Origin of the sequence: Microbacterium sp. NPDC090003 (assembly GCF_044748385.1) — a bacterium.
Lineage (GTDB): Bacteria > Actinomycetota > Actinomycetes > Actinomycetales > Microbacteriaceae > Microbacterium.
This window is the reverse complement of the sequence record NZ_JBIVFW010000003.1, coordinates 1-15626: the sequence shown is the minus strand read 5'-3', so window position 1 is coordinate 15626 and position 15626 is coordinate 1. Positions and strand designations below refer to the sequence as shown.

Genomic DNA, 15626 nt, shown 5'->3' with positions numbered 1-15626 from the left:
ATCAGTAGAACTCGATGGTGTCGACGACGTTGCGCTGTGGCGTGCCGTCGAGGAGGCGGGTGGCGTTGTCGGCGAACAGCTCGGCGATGCGCCCGTCTTCTCGGGCGTCGAGCGCCGCGGTGTGCGGGCTCACCAGCACGTCGGGGTGCGACCACAGGGGGCTGTCCGACGGCAACGGCTCGACCTCGAACACGTCGAGCGCGGCGAGACCCACGGTTCCGGCGTCGAGCGCCTCGAGCAGGGCACCCTCGTCGATGACGGTGCCGCGTCCGACGTTGACGAGCGTCGCGCCCGGGCGGAGCGCGGCGAAGAAGTCGCGGCCGACGAGGTGGTGCGTGGCGTCGGTGCCGGGCAGGGTCGCCACGACCGCGTCGACCTCGGGCAGCACCTCGGCGACGTCGTCCGGGTGGATGACGCGCGAGACGCCCGGAACGGATGCCCCGCTGCGCGAGGTGCCGATCACCGTCGTGCCGAGGGCGGCGAGCTGGCGTGCGACGGCCTGCCCGATGCCGCCGAGACCGAGCACGAGCACCGTCTGGTCGGCGACCTGCGACATGACCCAGCGGCCGCTCCACTCGCGCTCGCGCTGCTGGCGCTGCAGCCGGGGCAGGTGCTTGGCGCCGGCGAAGACGCCGAACACCGCGAACTCGGCGAGCGCATCGCCGTGCACACCGGCCGAGGTCGTGAAGGTCACCCGCCGTAGCTCGTCGTCGGTGAGCTGCGCGGCGCGCACCTGACCGCCGCCACCGGCCGCCATCGTGTGCACCCAGCGCAGTGCCGGGTTGGCGCGCACCGCGCGGGCGAGGGCGGCGGGGTCGACGTCGGGGATGCCGTACAGCGCCTCGGCCGAGTCGATCAGCGCCTCGTAGGCGGCCTGCTGCTCGGGCGTGCGACGGAACGACGGGTCGCCGGAGAAGTCGGCGGGATGCCGCATCGGCGGCAGCAGCGTCTGATCGACGACGAGGTCGATGCGAGGCTCGCGGGCGACCAGCAGGTCGCACAGCTCGGGGGAGAGGGGCGCGGCGACGACGACGCGCAGGCGGTTGCTGGCCGTGGCGTCGCTCATCGCAGCGCCGCCACGGCTTCGGCGATCTTCTCGACCGCGGCGGTGATGGTGCCGAGGTCGGTCGCGAACGAGATGCGGAAGAAGGGCGAGCTGCCGTAGGCGGAACCCTGGATCACGGCGACGCCGGCCTGATCGAGCAGGTAGAACGTCATGTCCTGGTCGTCGGCGAGCACCTTTCCCTCGGAGGTGGTGCGGCCGATGAGTCCCGCGCAGTCGACGTAGAGGTAGAACGCGCCGTCGGGCACGAGCGGGGTGAGTCCGTCGATCGCGCGGAGACCCGCCACCGCGACGTCGCGACGCTCGCGGTACACCGGCACCGACTCGGCGATGAAGTCCTGCGGACCCTCGAGCGCGGCGGCCGCGGCGGCCTGGCTGATCGACGACGGGCACGACGAGGTCTGTGACTGCAGCGTGTTGATGGCACCGACGAGGGCGGGGTCGCCCGCCGCATAGCCGAGGCGCCAGCCCGTCATCGCGTACGACTTCGAGACGCCCGACACCACGAGCACGCGGTGGCGCAGGTCGGGGGCGACCGCGGCGAGGCTCGGGGCGGGGGTGCCCGTGAACGAGATCTCGCTGTAGATCTCGTCGGAGAGCACCGACACCGCGGGGTGGCGGCGCAGCACCTCGGCGAGGGCCGACAGCTCCTCCGCGGTGTGGATCGCACCGCTCGGGTTGCCCGGGCTGTTCAGGATCAGCCAGGTCGTGCGGTCGGTGATCGAGGCCTCGAGCTGCGCGGCCGTGAGCTTGTAGCCGTTCTCGGCCGACGTCGGCACGATCACGGGGGTTCCCTCGTTCGCGCGCACCATGTCGGGGTACGACACCCAGTACGGCGCGGGGATGAGCACCTCGTCGCCGGCATCCACCGTCGCCATGAGCGCGAGGAAGATGACCTGCTTGCCTCCGCCGCCGACCGTGATCTCGGCATCCGAGTACTCGATGCCGTGCGTGCGCTGCAGCGCACCGCGGATCGCCTGGCGCAGCCGCGGCGTACCGTTCACGGGCGTGTACTTGGTCTCGCCGGCCTCGATGGCCGCGATCGCGGCCTGCTTGATGTGCGCGGGGGTGTCGAAGTCGGGCTCGCCGACGGTGAGGTCGAGGATGCTGCGCCCCTGACCCTTCAGCTCGCGCACGCGTGCCGCGGCCGCCGTGCTGGGCGAGGGCTTGATGCGTCCGAGGCGCTCGGCGGCGCGGAACGACGACGCGGGGGTCTCGGTGCTCGCGGTCACGATGCGTCCTCGATGTCGGAGGTGAGGCCCTTGGCCTTGAGCACCTCGGTGAGGTTGCACAGCTCGATGGTCGTGCCGCCGGCCCAGTACTTCGTGATGAGCTCGGCCTCGTGCGCGTCGCGCGCCGCCGACAGCTCGGCCGCCTCGCGCACCTCTTCGCGGCGCACGACGACGATGCCGTCGGCGTCGCCCTTGACGATGTCGCCGGGGCGGATCAGCTCGCCCGCGAAGACGACGGGCTGGTTGAGCGCCCCGAGGGTCTCCTTGACCGTGCCCTTGATCGAGACGCTGCCCGAGAAGACGGGCAGACCCAGCTCGCGCAGCTCCTGCGTGTCGCGCACACCGGCGTCGGTGACGAGCGCCGCGATGCCCTTGGCCTTGCAGGCGTTGCCGAGCACGTCGCCGAACATGCCGGCCTCGGCGAACTCGCCCGCCGAGACGATGAGCACGTCGCCGGGCTGCGCGTAGTGGATGGCGACCTGCAGCATGAGGTTGTCGCGCGGGGCGCAGACGACCGTGAACGCCGAGCCGACGAACGACATGTCTCGGTCGATGGGCGTGATGTTCGAGTTCAGTGCGCCGCGGCGGCCCTGGGCCTCGTGGATGGTCGCGGCGGTGAACTCGCCCAGACGGGCGATGTCGGATGCCTCGGCGCGCTCGATCTTGGTGGTGACGTGAACCATGGTGTCGTTCCTCTTTACTCTGCGTTCTCGTTTACTCGGCGCTCGCGGCGGTCGCTGCGGACTCCACGAGCTCGGCGTCGCGGCGGTCGAAGGTGAGTCCTCCGGGCACCTGGAAGGTGGGCATGAGCTCGATGAGCCCGATGTTCACGTGCGAGGGGGCGTCGACCGCGTAGTCGATGGCCGCGACGATGTCGTCGACCGTGAGCGACTCGAAGCCCTCGTAGTAGGTCGCCCAGGCGGCGGCATCCGTCTCGGGCGTGCCGCCCAGGTTGCGCGAGAAGATCTCGGTCTCGATGCGGCCCGGGCTCAGCTCGGTGACGCGCACCCGCTTGCCGAGGGCGTCGTTGCGCAGCTGGCGCGACAGCTGGTGCACGGCGGCCTTGGTCGCGTGATAGGCCGTGTGGCCGAAGAAGTTGTAGTGCCCGGCGATCGACGAGATGTTGAGCACGTGGCCGCGGTCGCGCTCGACCATGCCCGGGTAGAGCAGGCGCAGGATCTGCATGACCGCCGTGAGGTTGACCTCGACGAGGTCGTCGAGGTCGTCGGCCGAGGCGTCGAGGATGTTTCCCGCGCGGCTGACACCGGCGCTGTTGAGCACGATGTCGGCCTCGACCCCGTCGAGCGCACGCGTGAGGGCGGCGGTGTCGCGCACGTCGAGCGCGTGGGTGATCACGCCCTTCTCGGCGAGGGCCGCCAGCCTCTGCTCGTCGCGGGCGATCGCGTGCACGGTGAGACCCTTCGCGAGGAAGAGGTCGATCGCGCCGCGGCCCACGCCGCTCGTCGCGCCGGTGACGACGGCGGTGCGGTAGTCGGAGAAAGTCATAGGAGGGTCCTTCCGGTGGTGGCTGTGGAGAGGGCGTCCAGCGCGTCGAAGACGGAGCGGACGCGAAGGCGGAGCGCTTCGAGCTCGACGAGCTCGAAGCGGGCACGGGCCGCGGCATCGGATGCCGAGAGGCGCCGGAAGCGGAGGTGCTGCCCCGGGCGCACCTGGGCGAGCACGTCGAGCGAGCCGGAGGTGACGACCGCGAGCACCGGGTACCCGGCGGTGACGCCCCGCCCGCGGTGCAGCACGAGCAGTTCGTCGCCCGGCGGAACCTCGACCGCCCCCACGGGAACGCCGCGCGAGAGCACCTCGCCCTGTGTCCGCCGCTCGGGCAGCGGCCCCGTCATGCGCAACCCGATGTGGTTGCTCTTCGGGGTGACGAGATAGGGCTGGGCGAACAGTCGGTCGGCGGTACCCGCGAAGTCGTCGAGGTCGGGGCCGTCGGTGACGTCGACGATGAAGCCCGTGGGCAGACGCGGCACGTCGAGGTCGTAGAGCTCGGCCGTGAAGTGCGCGTTGAAGACCGGCGCCGTGGCGGTGCGCAGCGCGATCCGCTCGCCGACCACGAGGCGCCCGCCGAAGCCGAGCACCGAGTCGGGAGCGCAGCTGCCGAGCAGCTGGGGCACGTCGAACGACCCGCGCACCGCGAGGTAGGAGCGCAATCCGCCCTGGATCTGCCGCAGGGCGATCGCCTCGCCCGCGCGCACCGAGACCGGCTGGTTCGTGGGCCGGCCGACGCCGTCGACGGTGAGGTGCCCGTCGGCGCCGGAGACCGCGATGAGGATGTCGATGTCGGCGACGAACTCGGCGTCGAGAGCGGTGATCTCGAGCACCGGGGCGGTCTCGGGGTTGCCGACGAGGATGTTCGCGATCCGGGCCGAGCGCTGATCGAGGGCGCCATTGACCGGCACGCCGAAGCGGGGACCCCGGCGCCGCCCGAGGTCGGTGACCTGGGTGGATCCGGCCTCGATGACCGTCAGCGCCCCGGCGTTCACCGCATCCGCGTTCCCCGCCCCGGCGTTCACAGCGCCACCATCCGGGTGCCGAGCAGTGCGTCGTACTCCGCCTGATCGATCGCGCGGAAGCGGATCAGGTCGCCGGGCTCGTAGGGCACGAACGGTTCGGCCGCGAGGTCGAGCACGACGAGCGGCGTGCGCCCGATGAGCGGCCAGCCGCCCGGGGCCGCGGCCGGGGTGATCGTCGCCTGGCGTCCGGCGACCGACACCACGCCCTGCGGCACGTGCGCCCGCGGGCTCGCGAGACGCGGAACGGGCAGGGGGAACGGCGGGCCGTCGAGCATGGGCGAGCCGCCGGGAGCACCGAGGCAGCGCACCACGTAGGTCGGTTCGGAGTGCAGGCGGATGACGTCGGCGACGCTGAGGCCCTGGGCATCGGCGACGGTGCGGAGGTCGAGCTCGCCGACAGTGTCGTAGAGCACCGGCACGTCGAAGGTGCGCGGGCTGTCGGTGAGCGGGCGGTCGTGATCGAGGCTGTCGACCACATGCGCGAGGTACTCGCCGAGACGCTCGAGCGACACCTCGGCGGGATCGATCTCGATCAGCGCCGCGTCGTAGGTGGGGATGACGCACTCGACGCCGGGCACGTGGGCCGCGTCGACGAAACGGGCCAGGTGGTGCACGAGGCGCCAGCCCACTTCGCGGTCGGCGAGGGTGCTGGCGACGCGCAGCGCGGAGTTGCCGCTGGGCGAGATGACGACGGATGCCGATGACATGGGGTCGCTCACTCCAGCCAGTCCGCGAGCGGGGCGACCTCGACGCCCGCCGATTCGAGGCCCGCGCGGATCTGGCGGGCGAGCTCCACCGCGCCGTCGGTATCTCCGTGCACGAGCACCGTGTCGCAGGCGACGGGGATGAGCACGCCGTTGCGGCTCTCGATCACGCCGTCGACGACCATCCGCACGGTGCGCCGACGGATCTCCTCGGCGTCGTGGATCACGGCGCCGGGCTCGGTGCGGCGCACCAGGGTGCCGTCGTCCTCGTAGGCGCGGTCGGCGATGCCGACGATGCCCACGCGCAGACCCGCGGCCCGGGCGGCGTCGGCGAGCTTGCCGTCCTGGGCGAGCACGATGAGCTCGGGGTCGAGGCGTGCGGCGGCGGTGGCGACGGCATCCGCGTAGTCCTCGCGCACCGCGACGAGGTTGCCGAGCCGGCCGTGCGGGGCGAGGTGGGTGACCTGTGTGCCGTGGAAGGCGGCGATCGCCTGCAGCGCGCCGAACTGGTAGAGCACGTCGGTGCGCACCTCGTCGGCCGTGAGGCCCATGTCGCGACGCCCGAAGCCCTGCAGATCCGGGAACGAGGGGTGGGCGCCGATGCCGACGCCGCGCTGCCCGCAGGCGCGGACGGTCTCGTCCATGATCTGCGAGTCGCCGGCGTGGAAGCCGCACGCGATGTTGGCCGAGGTGAGCACGTCGAGGAGGGCGGCGTCGTCGCCCATCCGCCACGGGCCGAAGCCCTCACCCAGGTCAGCGACCAGGTCGATCCTGCGGGTCATCGCCAGCTCCTCTCGTCGTCGATTCCGCCGTCGGGAAAAGGCTAGGACGGTCGGCACCGGAGGGTGCAGGATCGTGCCGCTTCCGTGCCGGATACCTCGCTCGAATCCCGTGATTATCGGGCATCCGGTTTGGTCCGTTGGCAAAATCCGTGCCAGCAACGGGTACCGATGACGACGCCGCTTCGCTACCATCGAGCCATGGCCGTTCCCGCCCGCCGCGTGCAGCGCCGCGTCACCCTCACCGAGATCGCCGAGGCGCTCGGCGTCGCCCCCTCGACGGTCTCGCGCGCCCTCTCGAACCCCAACCGCGTGAGCCCGGTGATGTACGAGCGCATCACCAGCAAGGCGCAGGAGATGGGCTACACCTCGGCGCTCCTGCCCGCCGCCGAGAACCGCCTCGCGCGCGGCACGATCGCACTCGTGCTCCCGAACCTCACCAACCCGTTCAACCTCGACGTGACCCGGGGCGCTCAGGCGCAGATCCGGGCGGCGAGCTACCTGCACCTGCTCGTCAGCACCGAGGAGTCGTTGCCGATGGAGGAGCAGTGGCTGCGCGAGCTCGCCCGCACCGTCGACGGCATCGTCGTATCGTCGCCGCGCATCGATGACGAGGCCCTGCGCGCGGTCGCGCAGATCGCGCCGACGGTGGTGATCAACCGCCAGTCCCCCGGGCTCTCCGGCGTCGTGATCGACACCCCCGCCGGCCTCGCGCAGGCGGTGCACTACCTGCACTCGCTCGGACACACCCGCATCGCCTACGTGCGCGGCCCGCACGGCTCCTGGACCGACGGCACGCGCTTCGACGCGATCACGGCTGCCGCCGAGGAGGACGGCGTCGACCTCGTCGCCGTCGGCCGCTACCACGTGACCCTCGCGAACGGGGCGGCCGCAGCGGATGCCGTCGTGCTCACCCGCGCGACCGCCTGCATCTTCTTCAACGACGTGCTCGCGATCGGGGCGCTCGACCGGTTCCGCCAGCTCGGCGTCTCGATCCCCGACGACCTCAGCGTGGTCGGCTGCGACGACATCTTCGGCTCGTCGTTCTCGCATCCGCCGCTGACCACCGTCACCTCGCCGGGTGAGAGCGCCGGTCGCGCCGCGGTCGACATGCTGATCGGCCGCTTCGCGACCCGCGATCGCTCCGACCGCATCGACCACATCTCGGCGCACCTCACGGTGCGGGCATCCACCGGCCCCCGTAAGGCCTGACGCCCGCTCCCTCCCGCTCCTTCTTTTCTCCGTGAGGGGTCAAGACACGCCCTGAACAACTGCCGCGGCGCGGCGTGTCTTGACCCCTCGCCGCTTCCCGGGCGCACGAAGGGCCCGGGATGCCGAAGCATCCCGGGCCCTTCGAGGCATCCGTCGTCAGGGGACGAGGATCGACGCGGTGACCGCGTCCTTCTCCTTCTGGGTCTGCTGCACGTCGTCGACCTCGTCGAGCGAGTAGCGACGGGTCTCCTTCGCGGTGAGCGCCGCGATCACGGCGATCGCCATGAGTCCCAGCCCGAGGAGGGCCGGTCCGAACCAGTTCTGCAGGTCTTCTCCGGCGAGCGCCGTCGACGCCACCGGGCCGATGGCACCGGCGATCGCGAAGCCGATCTGCGTGCCCACCGCGAGACCCGAGACACGGACGCGGTTCGGGAACATCTCGGCGAAGAACGCGGGCCACGCGGCGTTGGCCGTGGAGTAGAAGAACCCGTTGCAGAGGATGCCGAGGGTGAAGATCAGCGGCCAGTTGCCCTCGCTGATCGCCCACAGGTACGGCACGGTCGTGACACCGGCGCCCACGGCTCCGATGATGAAGACCGTCTTGCGTCCGATGAGGTCGGAGATGTACCCGGCGAACGGTGTGTAGAGCAGGGCGAGCAGGCTGGCGAGCACGGGCACCCAGAGCATGGTCGACTTGTCGAGGCCGTATCCGGTGGTCGCGAACGCGACCGAGAACGTCGCGAACAGGTAGCTGACGCCGGCGATCATGGCGCAGGCAGCGACACGGATGATCGTGCGCCAGTGGAAGCGCAGCACCTGCTTGATCGGCGGCAGCTGCGCCTTGATCGCCTGGGTCTCGACGAACGACGGCGGCTCTTCGAGGTTGCGGCGGATGAGGTACGCGACCACGACGACGACCGCCGAGAGCCAGAACGGGATGCGCCAGGCCCAGCCGAGAAGGTCCTCCGTCGGCAGCGCCGCGAAGGGGATGAAGACGGCGGTCGCGAGCAGGCCACCCGAGGCGGAACCGCTCGTGACGAAGCTCGTCGTGAAGCCGCGGCGGTTGTCGGACGCGTGCTCGAGACTCATCGAGATCGCGCTGGCCTGCTCACCCGAGACCGACAGGCCCTGGATGATGCGGATGACCACCAGCAGGATCGGGGCGAGGACGCCGATCTGCTCGAAGGTCGGCAGGCAGCCGATGATGAACGTGCAGATGCCGATGCCGAACAGCGTCAGCATCATGACGAACTTGCGGCCGAAGCGGTCGCCGAGCGGGCCGAGGATGAAGGCGCCGAGCGGGCGGACCACGTAGCCGACCGCGAGCGTCATCATGCTGAGCAGCACGCGCACGCCCTCGGGGAGCTCAGGAGGGAAGAACAGCTGATTGAGCACGAGCGCTGCGGCCGTGCCGTAGACGGCGAAGTCGTAGTACTCCAGGGTCGTGCCGACCCAGGAAGCGATGGCCGCCTTCGCGGGCGTCTTCTTGGGGATTGCAGTATTCGTCATTTCGCCTCCATTGGCGGACTCTCAACAGGTACCACGATCGAGCGTCAGGCGCCGATGTCGGGGGTGCGCGGGTCCGCTAGCTGATTCATGGGCGGCGCTTTCGCTCGCTTGAAGGAACTGTATGGATCGCCGATCCGGCAAGACAAGCGATGTGCCACAGATGTGCCACGGGACCCTTGTGATACCGCGCTTTTTCGAAGGGTACGTCATGTGATCGTCACGAACTTGCCACGAGATTTGCCATGGTTTGCCTGCGTTCGGGCTCGGCGTGCGGGGCGGGCGAGAGCGTCGAGACGTTACGCTCGAACCGCCACAGCCGACGGGGAGGGTCGCTTCATGAACGCAGCACCGGGATGGTACGACGCGGGCACGCCGGGGCGCGTGCGCTGGTGGGACGGCACGCAGTGGACACCGCATGAAGTGGATGCTCCCGCTGCGGTCGCGGCACCGGCGCAGCCGTCGGCGGCACCGGCCGGCCCCGTGCCCGGGTGGTACGCCACCCCCGCAGGCCCCCCGCGCTGGTGGGACGGCCGCAAGTGGACCGGCCTACGGTTCCGCGCGGACGGCACTCCGGGCACCGATTGGGGCAACACGGAGCAGGTCGGCTTCACCTGGGCCCTCGGCGTCGTCTTCCTCGCGCTGGCGAGCGTGCAGCTGGTGCTCGGCATGGTGACGCCCGGGGTGTCCTTCGCAGGATTCCCGCTGATGCTCGTCGCGGCGCTGTGGTTCGGCATCGCGATCCAGACGACGATCGTGCTCCGCATCCCGGTGCCGACATCGGCGCCGCTGATGCTCGACATCGTCCGCCCGCTCCCCGGCGAGCAGGAGGGCCCCGGCGCCGGCTGGTACCCGATCACCGGCACGACGAGCCGGTGGTGGACCGGCGCGCGCTGGGCCGAGTACACGAACTCCCGCTTCGGCATCCGCCCCACCTTCCACGCGGCGCGATCACTGGCTGCTCTGCGCGTCACCGCGATCGGAGTGTTCGCGCTCGCGGCGCTCGTCGTGGTCGTCGGGATCGTGTTCATCGTCATCGGCGCGAACAACCCCTCCGACTACGTGTCGCCGGTCGTCGGATGGGTCATGGCGATCGGCGGCGTGCTCTTCGCCGCTCTGGGTGCCGTCGTGATCGCCATGAACCGTTACCAGGCCCGGCTGCTCCTGCCGCCCGCCGAGCCTCCGCACGGATGGCTCCCGTCGTCGGCACCCGCGCGCCCCTGAGTCCGCGGCCCTGAGACCGCGGCTCTGAGTCCCGCCCTCAGTCCCGCCCTGCCGACAGCTCGTCGCGGAGCAGCGCCGCCCCCGCGCTGAGCGCACTGAGCTTGCCGAGTGCGACGTCACGCGGCAGGGGCGCCATGCCGCAGTTCGTGCTCGGCACGAGCTTGTCGGCGTCGACGAAGGCGAGCGCGTCGCGCAGGGTGTCGGCGACCTGCTCGGGCGTCTCGACGGTCGTGCTCGACACGTCGATCGCGCCGAGCATGACCTTCTTGCCGCGGATGAGCTCGATGAGGTCGAGCGGCACGTGCGAGTTCGCGCGCTCCAGCGACACCGTGTCGATGATCGACCGCTGCAGCAGGGGGAACGACTCCTCGTACTGGCGCCACTCCTCCCCGAGCGTGGCCTTCCAGTCGTTGTTGGCCTTGATTCCGTAGCCGTAGCAGATGTGCACGACGGTCTCGGCGCGCAGGCCCTCGGCGGCCCGCTCCAGCGTCGCGACGCCCCAGTCCTTGAGCTCGTCGAAGAACACGTTGAACGCGGGCTCGTCGAACTGGATGACGTCGACGCCCGCGGCTTCGAGTTCCCGCGCCTCCTGGTTGAGGATGGTCGCGAACTCCCAGGCCAGCTTCTCGCGGCTGCGGTAGTGGCGGTCGGAGAGCGTGTCGATCATCGTCATCGGGCCGGGCAGGGCCCACTTGATCGGCCGATCGGTCTGCTGGCGGAGGAAGCGCGCGTCGTCGACGAACACCGGCTTCTCCCGGCTGACGGCACCGACGACGGTCGGCACGCTCGCGTCGTAGCGGTCGCGGATGCGAACGGTCTCACGCTGATCGAAGTCGACGCCGCTGAGATGCTCGATGAACGTCGTGACGAAGTGCTGGCGGGTCTGCTCGCCGTCGCTGATGACATCGATTCCGCGCCGGGTCTGCTCCTGCACGGCGCTGCGCAGGGCGTCCTGCTTGCCCTCGGCCAGGGCGTCGCCCTCGAGCTTCCAGGGCGACCAGAGGGTCTCCGGTTGCGCGAGCCACGAGGGCTTCGGAAGGCTGCCGACGATCGAGGTGGGAAGAAGCGTGTTCATATCGGATGATGCTCCGCGGGTCACGCGGCCGCGACCGGGTAGCCGGCGGCCCACTGAGCGAGCACCTCGCCGTGCGGCTTCATGAAGTGCTCCTCGGTGTGCTTGCCCTGCGCGAGCGCGAGCTGGCTGCGCTCCTCGCGGTCGTAGGCGATCTGGGTCGACGAGTAGTCGTTCTGACCGAGACTCGGACGGTAGATGCTCGCCGCCGCCGAGTTGGCGTTGTAGATCTCCGGACGGTAGATCTTCTGGAACGTCTCCATCGTCGCGATGGTGCCGATGAGCTGCAGGTCGGTGTAGTCGTTCAACAGGTCGCCCTCGAAGTAGAACGCCAGCGGCGCCACGCTCCCGGGAGGCATGAAGTACCGAACCTGCAGCCCCATCCGTCCGAAGTACTCGTCGGTCAGCGAGTGGTCGTCCTGAAGGTACTCGACACCGAGCACCGGGTGGTGGTTCTCCGAGCGGCGGTACTCCTTGCTGGTCGAGACGCTGATGCAGATGACCGGAGAGGTCGTGAAGCGCTCGCGGTACGCCTCCGAGGCGAGGAAGCGTCGGAAGAGCCGCCCGTGCAGACCGCCGAAGTCGTCGGGCAGTGTGAACGTGCCCGCCGCCTCGGTCACGGCCGGCAGCAGCACGCTGAAGTCGTAGTCGCGCACATAGGACGAGAAGTTGTTGCCCACGATCCCGTGGTGGCGGCGCCCGGTCAGACGGTCGACGATCGTGATGTCGAGCACCTCGAGCAGCGGGAAACGCTTATCCTCGCCCTCGGCGGTGAACTCCAGCCCGGCCGAGACGATCTCGAGCTCGAGCGTGTAGCGGTCGCGGGTCGGGTTGTCCCAGTGGGCGAGGTCGTTGAAACGTCGGTCGATCATCGTGAGCGCGTTGCGCAGGTTCTGCTGACGGTGCTCGCCGCGCGCGAGGTTCGCGAAGTTCGTCGTGATGCGCGAGTCGTCCGACGGCGAGTAGTCCTCGTCGAAGCGCGTGGTGGTGATGTGGAACGTGAAGTCGTTCGCCATGAGCGGCCCATCTGCTGGAAGTGGATACCCCCATCGTGCAACCGATCGTCGACTATCAGGTAACTACCCCGAACTATGCATCCATATAGGCTCTCCCTATGGCTCGCTCGTCCAGCGGAATCACCCTCCAGCAGCTCCAGTACTTCGTCGAGGTCGCGGCGGAGGGCTCGATCAGCGCGGCCGCCGACCTGCTCTACGTCTCGCAGCCGACCATGTCGGCGGCGATGAAGGACCTCGAGTCGCGGGCCGGTCGCACCCTCCTGCTGCGATCGGCGCGCGGCGTGACGCTGACCGCCGACGGCGCGGAGTTCCTGGGTTACGCCCGTCAGGTCACCGAGCAGGTGGAGCTGCTCGAGCAGCGCTACCTCGGCCGGCCTCCGTCGCGGCGTCTGCTCGGCGTCTCGGCACAGCACTACTCGTTCGTGATCGACGCGTTCGTGCGCATGGTGAAGACCAGCGGCGCCGCGGAGTACGAGTTCTCGCTGCGCGAGACCCGCACGTGGGACATCATCGAAGACGTCCGCACCCTGCGCAGCGAGATCGGCATCCTGTATCGCAACGACTTCAACCGCAGCGTCATCGACAAGCTGCTGCGCGACTCGGGCCTCTCCTTCCGCCCGCTCTTCCTCGCCGACCCGCACATCTTCATCTCGCGGGGGAACCCTTTGGCCGCCCGCGACCGCGTGACCCTCGACGATCTCGCCGGCTTCCCGCGGCTCACCTTCGACCAGGGCGCGAACAACTCGTTCTACTTCGCGGAGGAGATCCTCTCGACCCTGTCGACCCCCCAGGAGATCCGCGTCTCGGACCGCGCCACCATCTTCAACCTCATGATCGGACTCGACGGCTACACGATCTCGACGGGAATCATCAGCGACGACCTTGATCCGTCCATCGCCGCGATCCCCCTCGACATCGACGAGCGCATCGAGATCGGATGGATCGGCCACTCCGCGATCCCCCTCACCGAACAGGCGCAGCGGTATCTCGACGAGCTGCGGGCCGTGGTGTCGGGGTTCGGGGTCGAGCTGATCGACTGATCTTTCGGATCGGCGTCACGATCGACGACGGCCGGGGTGTAAGAGGTAAGTCGTCAAAGACCCGCCCGGCGCTCCCCGCCGGGCCCCTGCGGGCCCCATCCCGGCAGGGAATCCCTCCCATCGAAAGGGGGAGCGGCGCCGCCGCTCCCCCTTTCGTCTCGCCACGAGGCATTCGACCGATCTGCGTCACGAAGTGAGGCAGGGCAGGTTCATATAGTGACGGCCCTGGCCGTCGCGGTCTCCCCGGATCGCGCCCGGTGTCCTCCCCGTCGCCGGGCAGACGGGGAGGGGCGCACCCCTCGCGCCCCTCCCCGTTCCACGCTCCGCACCCTCCGCATGCGCGAGGGCCGCCCTCAGAGCGCGACCGTGGTGCGCCGGCGAGAACGGGCGACGGCGAGTGCACGATGAGCGGCGTTGTATCCGCACATTCCGTGCACCCCCGGTCCCGGTGGCGTCGCTGCGGAGCAGAGGTACACGCCGGGGACACCGACGTCATAAGGCGCGAGGGGTGCCGCGGGGCCGAACAGGAGCTGCCACACGTTCTTCGCTCCGGTGAGGATGTCGCCACCGACGAAATTGGGATTCTCACGCGCGAGATCCATCGTGGGGTAGCTCCTCTGCGCCATGATCCGCTGCCGGAACCCCGGGGCGAACCGCTCGATCTGCTGGATGATCACTTCCGTCGCATCGCCCGTGTAGCCGTGAGGGACGTGTGCGTACGCGTAGACGGGCGCCAGTTCGCCGCGACGACGGCTCGGGTCGGCGACGTCCTGCTGACCGACGAGCACGAAGGGCTGATCCGGCATCCGTCCGCGGGCGATCTCCCTTTCCGCACGTGCGATCTCGGATGCCGATCCGCCGACGTGCACCGTTCCGGCGCGCGACACCGTCGCGTGCTCCCACGGCACCCCACCGTCGACGACGAAGTCCACTTTGAAGGCGGAGGGCCCGTTCCGGAATCGGCGGAGGCGCTTCTTTCTGCGGGGCGGGAGGGCGCCGCCGACGATGCCCTCCACCTGCTCGGGGTGCACATCGAGCAGGAGTACATCGTGCGGGGGCAACTCCGCGCGGTCTCGCACCCGACATCCCGTGACGAATCGCACGCCCCGCGAACGAAGCGAGTCGACGATCGCATCGGTGAGTTTCGAGGTGCCCCCGACCACCACGGGCCATCCGACACCATGCGCAGCGGTCAGCAACGCGGCAGCGACGGCACCCGAGAACGGACGGGAGAAGGGCTGGAAAGCGTGCGCAGCGATCCCCGCATAGAGGGCTCTTGCGGATTCGGAGCGCAGGAGGCGCGCGATCACGCTCGGTGGGGCGGCAGCGATCAGACCAAAACGGGCGAAGAGGAACGGATGCTTCGGCATATGCACGGGCGGCGCGAATAGATCCTCCGCGAGGATATCGAATCGACGAGACGGACGGCCGAACATGCGACGCCATGCCCGGCCTCCGCGGCTCAGGCCGTGAGCGGTCATCTCGACCGACTGATGGAGGAGCGCCGCGCCTCCGCCCTCGAGAGGGTGGGCGCATTCGATCGGCGCGCGCGCCCACTGTACATTCGGAGCGATCTCGGCGAGAGAGGGCGAGATCAGCGCCAGTGGATGCACTGCCGCACAGTGGTCCTGCACGACCCCCGGGATGAGAGGCTCGGACGCGCGCGCTCCGCCTCCGAGAACGTCGTTCGCCTCATACACGGTCACGTCATAGCCCGCGGCGTTGAGCACGTGCGCAGCCGCGAGCCCGTTGGGGCCACTGCCGACCACGATGGCGACGCCTTGTGATGCGGTAAGCATTCGGCTGTGCCCTTCTGAGAGTGAAAAGAGGGGTAGGGCGAGAACCCGAGGGTTCCCGCCCTACCTGGGTGGTGTGAGGGGATTACTCCACCTCGACCTCCCGCTTCTTGCGGCGTCCGAGCACCGCGGTGAGCAGGCCGAGCACGGTCAGCGCGGTGGCGCCGATACCGATACCCATGGCCGTCGCTGCGTCGCCTCCGGTGATCGCCAGCGAGCCATCCGACTTGCTCGAACCACCGTTGCTCGACGACTGCGAGGACGGATTCTCGTCGCTACCGGCCGAAGCCGACGCGTTCGAGTCCGAGCTCGCGGACGCTTCCGTGTTCGCAGCCGGGTCAGCCTTCGCCGAAGCGGAAGCCGACGCCGCAGCGTTCACGTTCGCGGACGGGTCCGTCGATGCGGAAGCATCAGCGGTCGCGTCGAACTCGATCGATGCGTCCACAGACGA

Annotated in this window: 15 protein-coding genes; 4 read left to right on the top strand and 11 right to left on the bottom strand. The window is 69.7% G+C overall.

Annotation, left to right across the window (positions count from 1 at the left end):
* Window position 1: 1 nt before the first annotated feature.
* Genes ACIPVN_RS15655 through ACIPVN_RS15625 form a run of 7 tightly spaced genes read right to left on the bottom strand, consistent with a single transcriptional unit; the run spans window position 2 to window position 6312 of the window.
* Entirely contained in the window at window positions 2-1066 is a 1065-nt protein-coding gene (locus tag ACIPVN_RS15655) for a D-2-hydroxyacid dehydrogenase (protein ID WP_400444764.1), read from the bottom strand.
* A complete protein-coding gene (locus ACIPVN_RS15650) occupies window positions 1063-2295 on the bottom strand; it encodes an aspartate transaminase (RefSeq protein WP_400444761.1) in 1233 nt (410 codons plus the stop codon). The genes ACIPVN_RS15655 and ACIPVN_RS15650 overlap by 4 nt, the downstream gene beginning before the upstream one ends.
* Window positions 2292-2978 (bottom strand): 4-carboxy-4-hydroxy-2-oxoadipate aldolase/oxaloacetate decarboxylase, encoded by a 687-nt coding sequence (locus ACIPVN_RS15645; protein ID WP_247633893.1) that lies wholly within the window; start codon window positions 2976-2978, stop codon window positions 2292-2294. Before ACIPVN_RS15645 ends, ACIPVN_RS15650 begins: the two co-directional genes overlap by 4 nt.
* A gap of 31 nt (window positions 2979-3009) precedes the next feature.
* Complete coding sequence (locus tag ACIPVN_RS15640; RefSeq protein WP_400444758.1) at window positions 3010-3801, bottom strand: SDR family oxidoreductase; 792 nt, start codon at window positions 3799-3801, stop codon at window positions 3010-3012.
* On the bottom strand, window positions 3798-4826 hold the full coding sequence (locus ACIPVN_RS15635) for a biotin-dependent carboxyltransferase family protein (RefSeq protein ID WP_400444756.1): 1029 nt from the start codon (window positions 4824-4826) through the stop codon (window positions 3798-3800). The genes ACIPVN_RS15640 and ACIPVN_RS15635 overlap by 4 nt, the downstream gene beginning before the upstream one ends.
* Window positions 4823-5545: an allophanate hydrolase subunit 1 gene (locus ACIPVN_RS15630; protein WP_400444753.1), complete on the bottom strand. Its 723-nt coding sequence runs from the start codon at window positions 5543-5545 to the stop codon at window positions 4823-4825. The genes ACIPVN_RS15635 and ACIPVN_RS15630 overlap by 4 nt, the downstream gene beginning before the upstream one ends.
* Complete coding sequence (locus ACIPVN_RS15625; RefSeq protein WP_400444750.1) at window positions 5542-6312, bottom strand: LamB/YcsF family protein; 771 nt, start codon at window positions 6310-6312, stop codon at window positions 5542-5544. The genes ACIPVN_RS15630 and ACIPVN_RS15625 overlap by 4 nt, the downstream gene beginning before the upstream one ends.
* A 198-nt stretch (window positions 6313-6510) precedes the next feature.
* Between ACIPVN_RS15625 and ACIPVN_RS15620 the strand changes: the two genes are divergently transcribed.
* Window positions 6511-7521 (top strand): LacI family DNA-binding transcriptional regulator, encoded by a 1011-nt coding sequence (locus ACIPVN_RS15620; RefSeq protein ID WP_400444747.1) that lies wholly within the window; start codon window positions 6511-6513, stop codon window positions 7519-7521.
* A 156-nt stretch (window positions 7522-7677) separates the two neighbouring features.
* On the opposite strand, the gene ACIPVN_RS15615 is transcribed toward ACIPVN_RS15620, so the two are convergent.
* Window positions 7678-9030 (bottom strand): MFS transporter, encoded by a 1353-nt coding sequence (locus ACIPVN_RS15615; protein ID WP_247633887.1) that lies wholly within the window; start codon window positions 9028-9030, stop codon window positions 7678-7680.
* A 336-nt stretch (window positions 9031-9366) separates the two neighbouring features.
* On the opposite strand from ACIPVN_RS15615, the gene ACIPVN_RS15610 reads away from it, so the two are divergent.
* Window positions 9367-10251: a DUF2510 domain-containing protein gene (locus ACIPVN_RS15610; RefSeq protein WP_400444744.1), complete on the top strand. Its 885-nt coding sequence runs from the start codon at window positions 9367-9369 to the stop codon at window positions 10249-10251.
* Between the two features lie 37 nt (window positions 10252-10288).
* Here ACIPVN_RS15610 and ACIPVN_RS15605 read toward each other — a convergent pair whose 3' ends face one another.
* Together ACIPVN_RS15605 and ACIPVN_RS15600 are read right to left on the bottom strand one after the other, a co-directional pair.
* Window positions 10289-11326 (bottom strand): methionine synthase, encoded by a 1038-nt coding sequence (locus ACIPVN_RS15605; RefSeq protein WP_400444741.1) that lies wholly within the window; start codon window positions 11324-11326, stop codon window positions 10289-10291.
* A 20-nt stretch (window positions 11327-11346) separates the two neighbouring features.
* Window positions 11347-12339, bottom strand: coding sequence for a DUF1852 domain-containing protein (locus tag ACIPVN_RS15600; RefSeq protein ID WP_400444739.1), 993 nt, complete (start codon window positions 12337-12339; stop codon window positions 11347-11349).
* A gap of 98 nt (window positions 12340-12437) precedes the next feature.
* On the opposite strand from ACIPVN_RS15600, the gene ACIPVN_RS15595 reads away from it, so the two are divergent.
* Window positions 12438-13379, top strand: coding sequence for a LysR family transcriptional regulator (locus ACIPVN_RS15595; RefSeq protein ID WP_400444736.1), 942 nt, complete (start codon window positions 12438-12440; stop codon window positions 13377-13379).
* A 353-nt stretch (window positions 13380-13732) separates the two neighbouring features.
* On the opposite strand, the gene ACIPVN_RS15590 is transcribed toward ACIPVN_RS15595, so the two are convergent.
* Complete coding sequence (locus ACIPVN_RS15590) at window positions 13733-15178, bottom strand: phytoene desaturase family protein (RefSeq protein ID WP_400444733.1); 1446 nt, start codon at window positions 15176-15178, stop codon at window positions 13733-13735.
* 176 nt (window positions 15179-15354) lie between these two features.
* Between ACIPVN_RS15590 and ACIPVN_RS15585 the strand changes: the two genes are divergently transcribed.
* Window positions 15355-15626: hypothetical protein (locus tag ACIPVN_RS15585; protein ID WP_400444730.1), on the top strand; the 272-nt coding region annotated here is incomplete at its 3' end.

What these genes read in the sequence shown, in the direction of transcription:
- ACIPVN_RS15655 (WP_400444764.1), bottom strand. Translation starts at nt 1,066, where the DNA reads ATGAGCGACGCCACGGCCAGCAACCGCCTGCGCGTCGTCGTCGCCGCG.
- ACIPVN_RS15645 (WP_247633893.1), bottom strand. Translation starts at nt 2,978, where the DNA reads ATGGTTCACGTCACCACCAAGATCGAGCGCGCCGAGGCATCCGACATC.
- ACIPVN_RS15640 (WP_400444758.1), bottom strand. Translation starts at nt 3,801, where the DNA reads ATGACTTTCTCCGACTACCGCACCGCCGTCGTCACCGGCGCGACGAGC.
- ACIPVN_RS15625 (WP_400444750.1), bottom strand. Translation starts at nt 6,312, where the DNA reads ATGACCCGCAGGATCGACCTGGTCGCTGACCTGGGTGAGGGCTTCGGC.
- ACIPVN_RS15620 (WP_400444747.1), top strand. Translation starts at nt 6,511, where the DNA reads ATGGCCGTTCCCGCCCGCCGCGTGCAGCGCCGCGTCACCCTCACCGAG.
- ACIPVN_RS15615 (WP_247633887.1), bottom strand. Translation starts at nt 9,030, where the DNA reads ATGACGAATACTGCAATCCCCAAGAAGACGCCCGCGAAGGCGGCCATC.
- ACIPVN_RS15610 (WP_400444744.1), top strand. Translation starts at nt 9,367, where the DNA reads ATGAACGCAGCACCGGGATGGTACGACGCGGGCACGCCGGGGCGCGTG.
- ACIPVN_RS15605 (WP_400444741.1), bottom strand. Translation starts at nt 11,326, where the DNA reads ATGAACACGCTTCTTCCCACCTCGATCGTCGGCAGCCTTCCGAAGCCC.
- ACIPVN_RS15600 (WP_400444739.1), bottom strand. Translation starts at nt 12,339, where the DNA reads ATGGCGAACGACTTCACGTTCCACATCACCACCACGCGCTTCGACGAG.
- ACIPVN_RS15595 (WP_400444736.1), top strand. Translation starts at nt 12,438, where the DNA reads ATGGCTCGCTCGTCCAGCGGAATCACCCTCCAGCAGCTCCAGTACTTC.
- ACIPVN_RS15590 (WP_400444733.1), bottom strand. Translation starts at nt 15,178, where the DNA reads ATGCTTACCGCATCACAAGGCGTCGCCATCGTGGTCGGCAGTGGCCCC.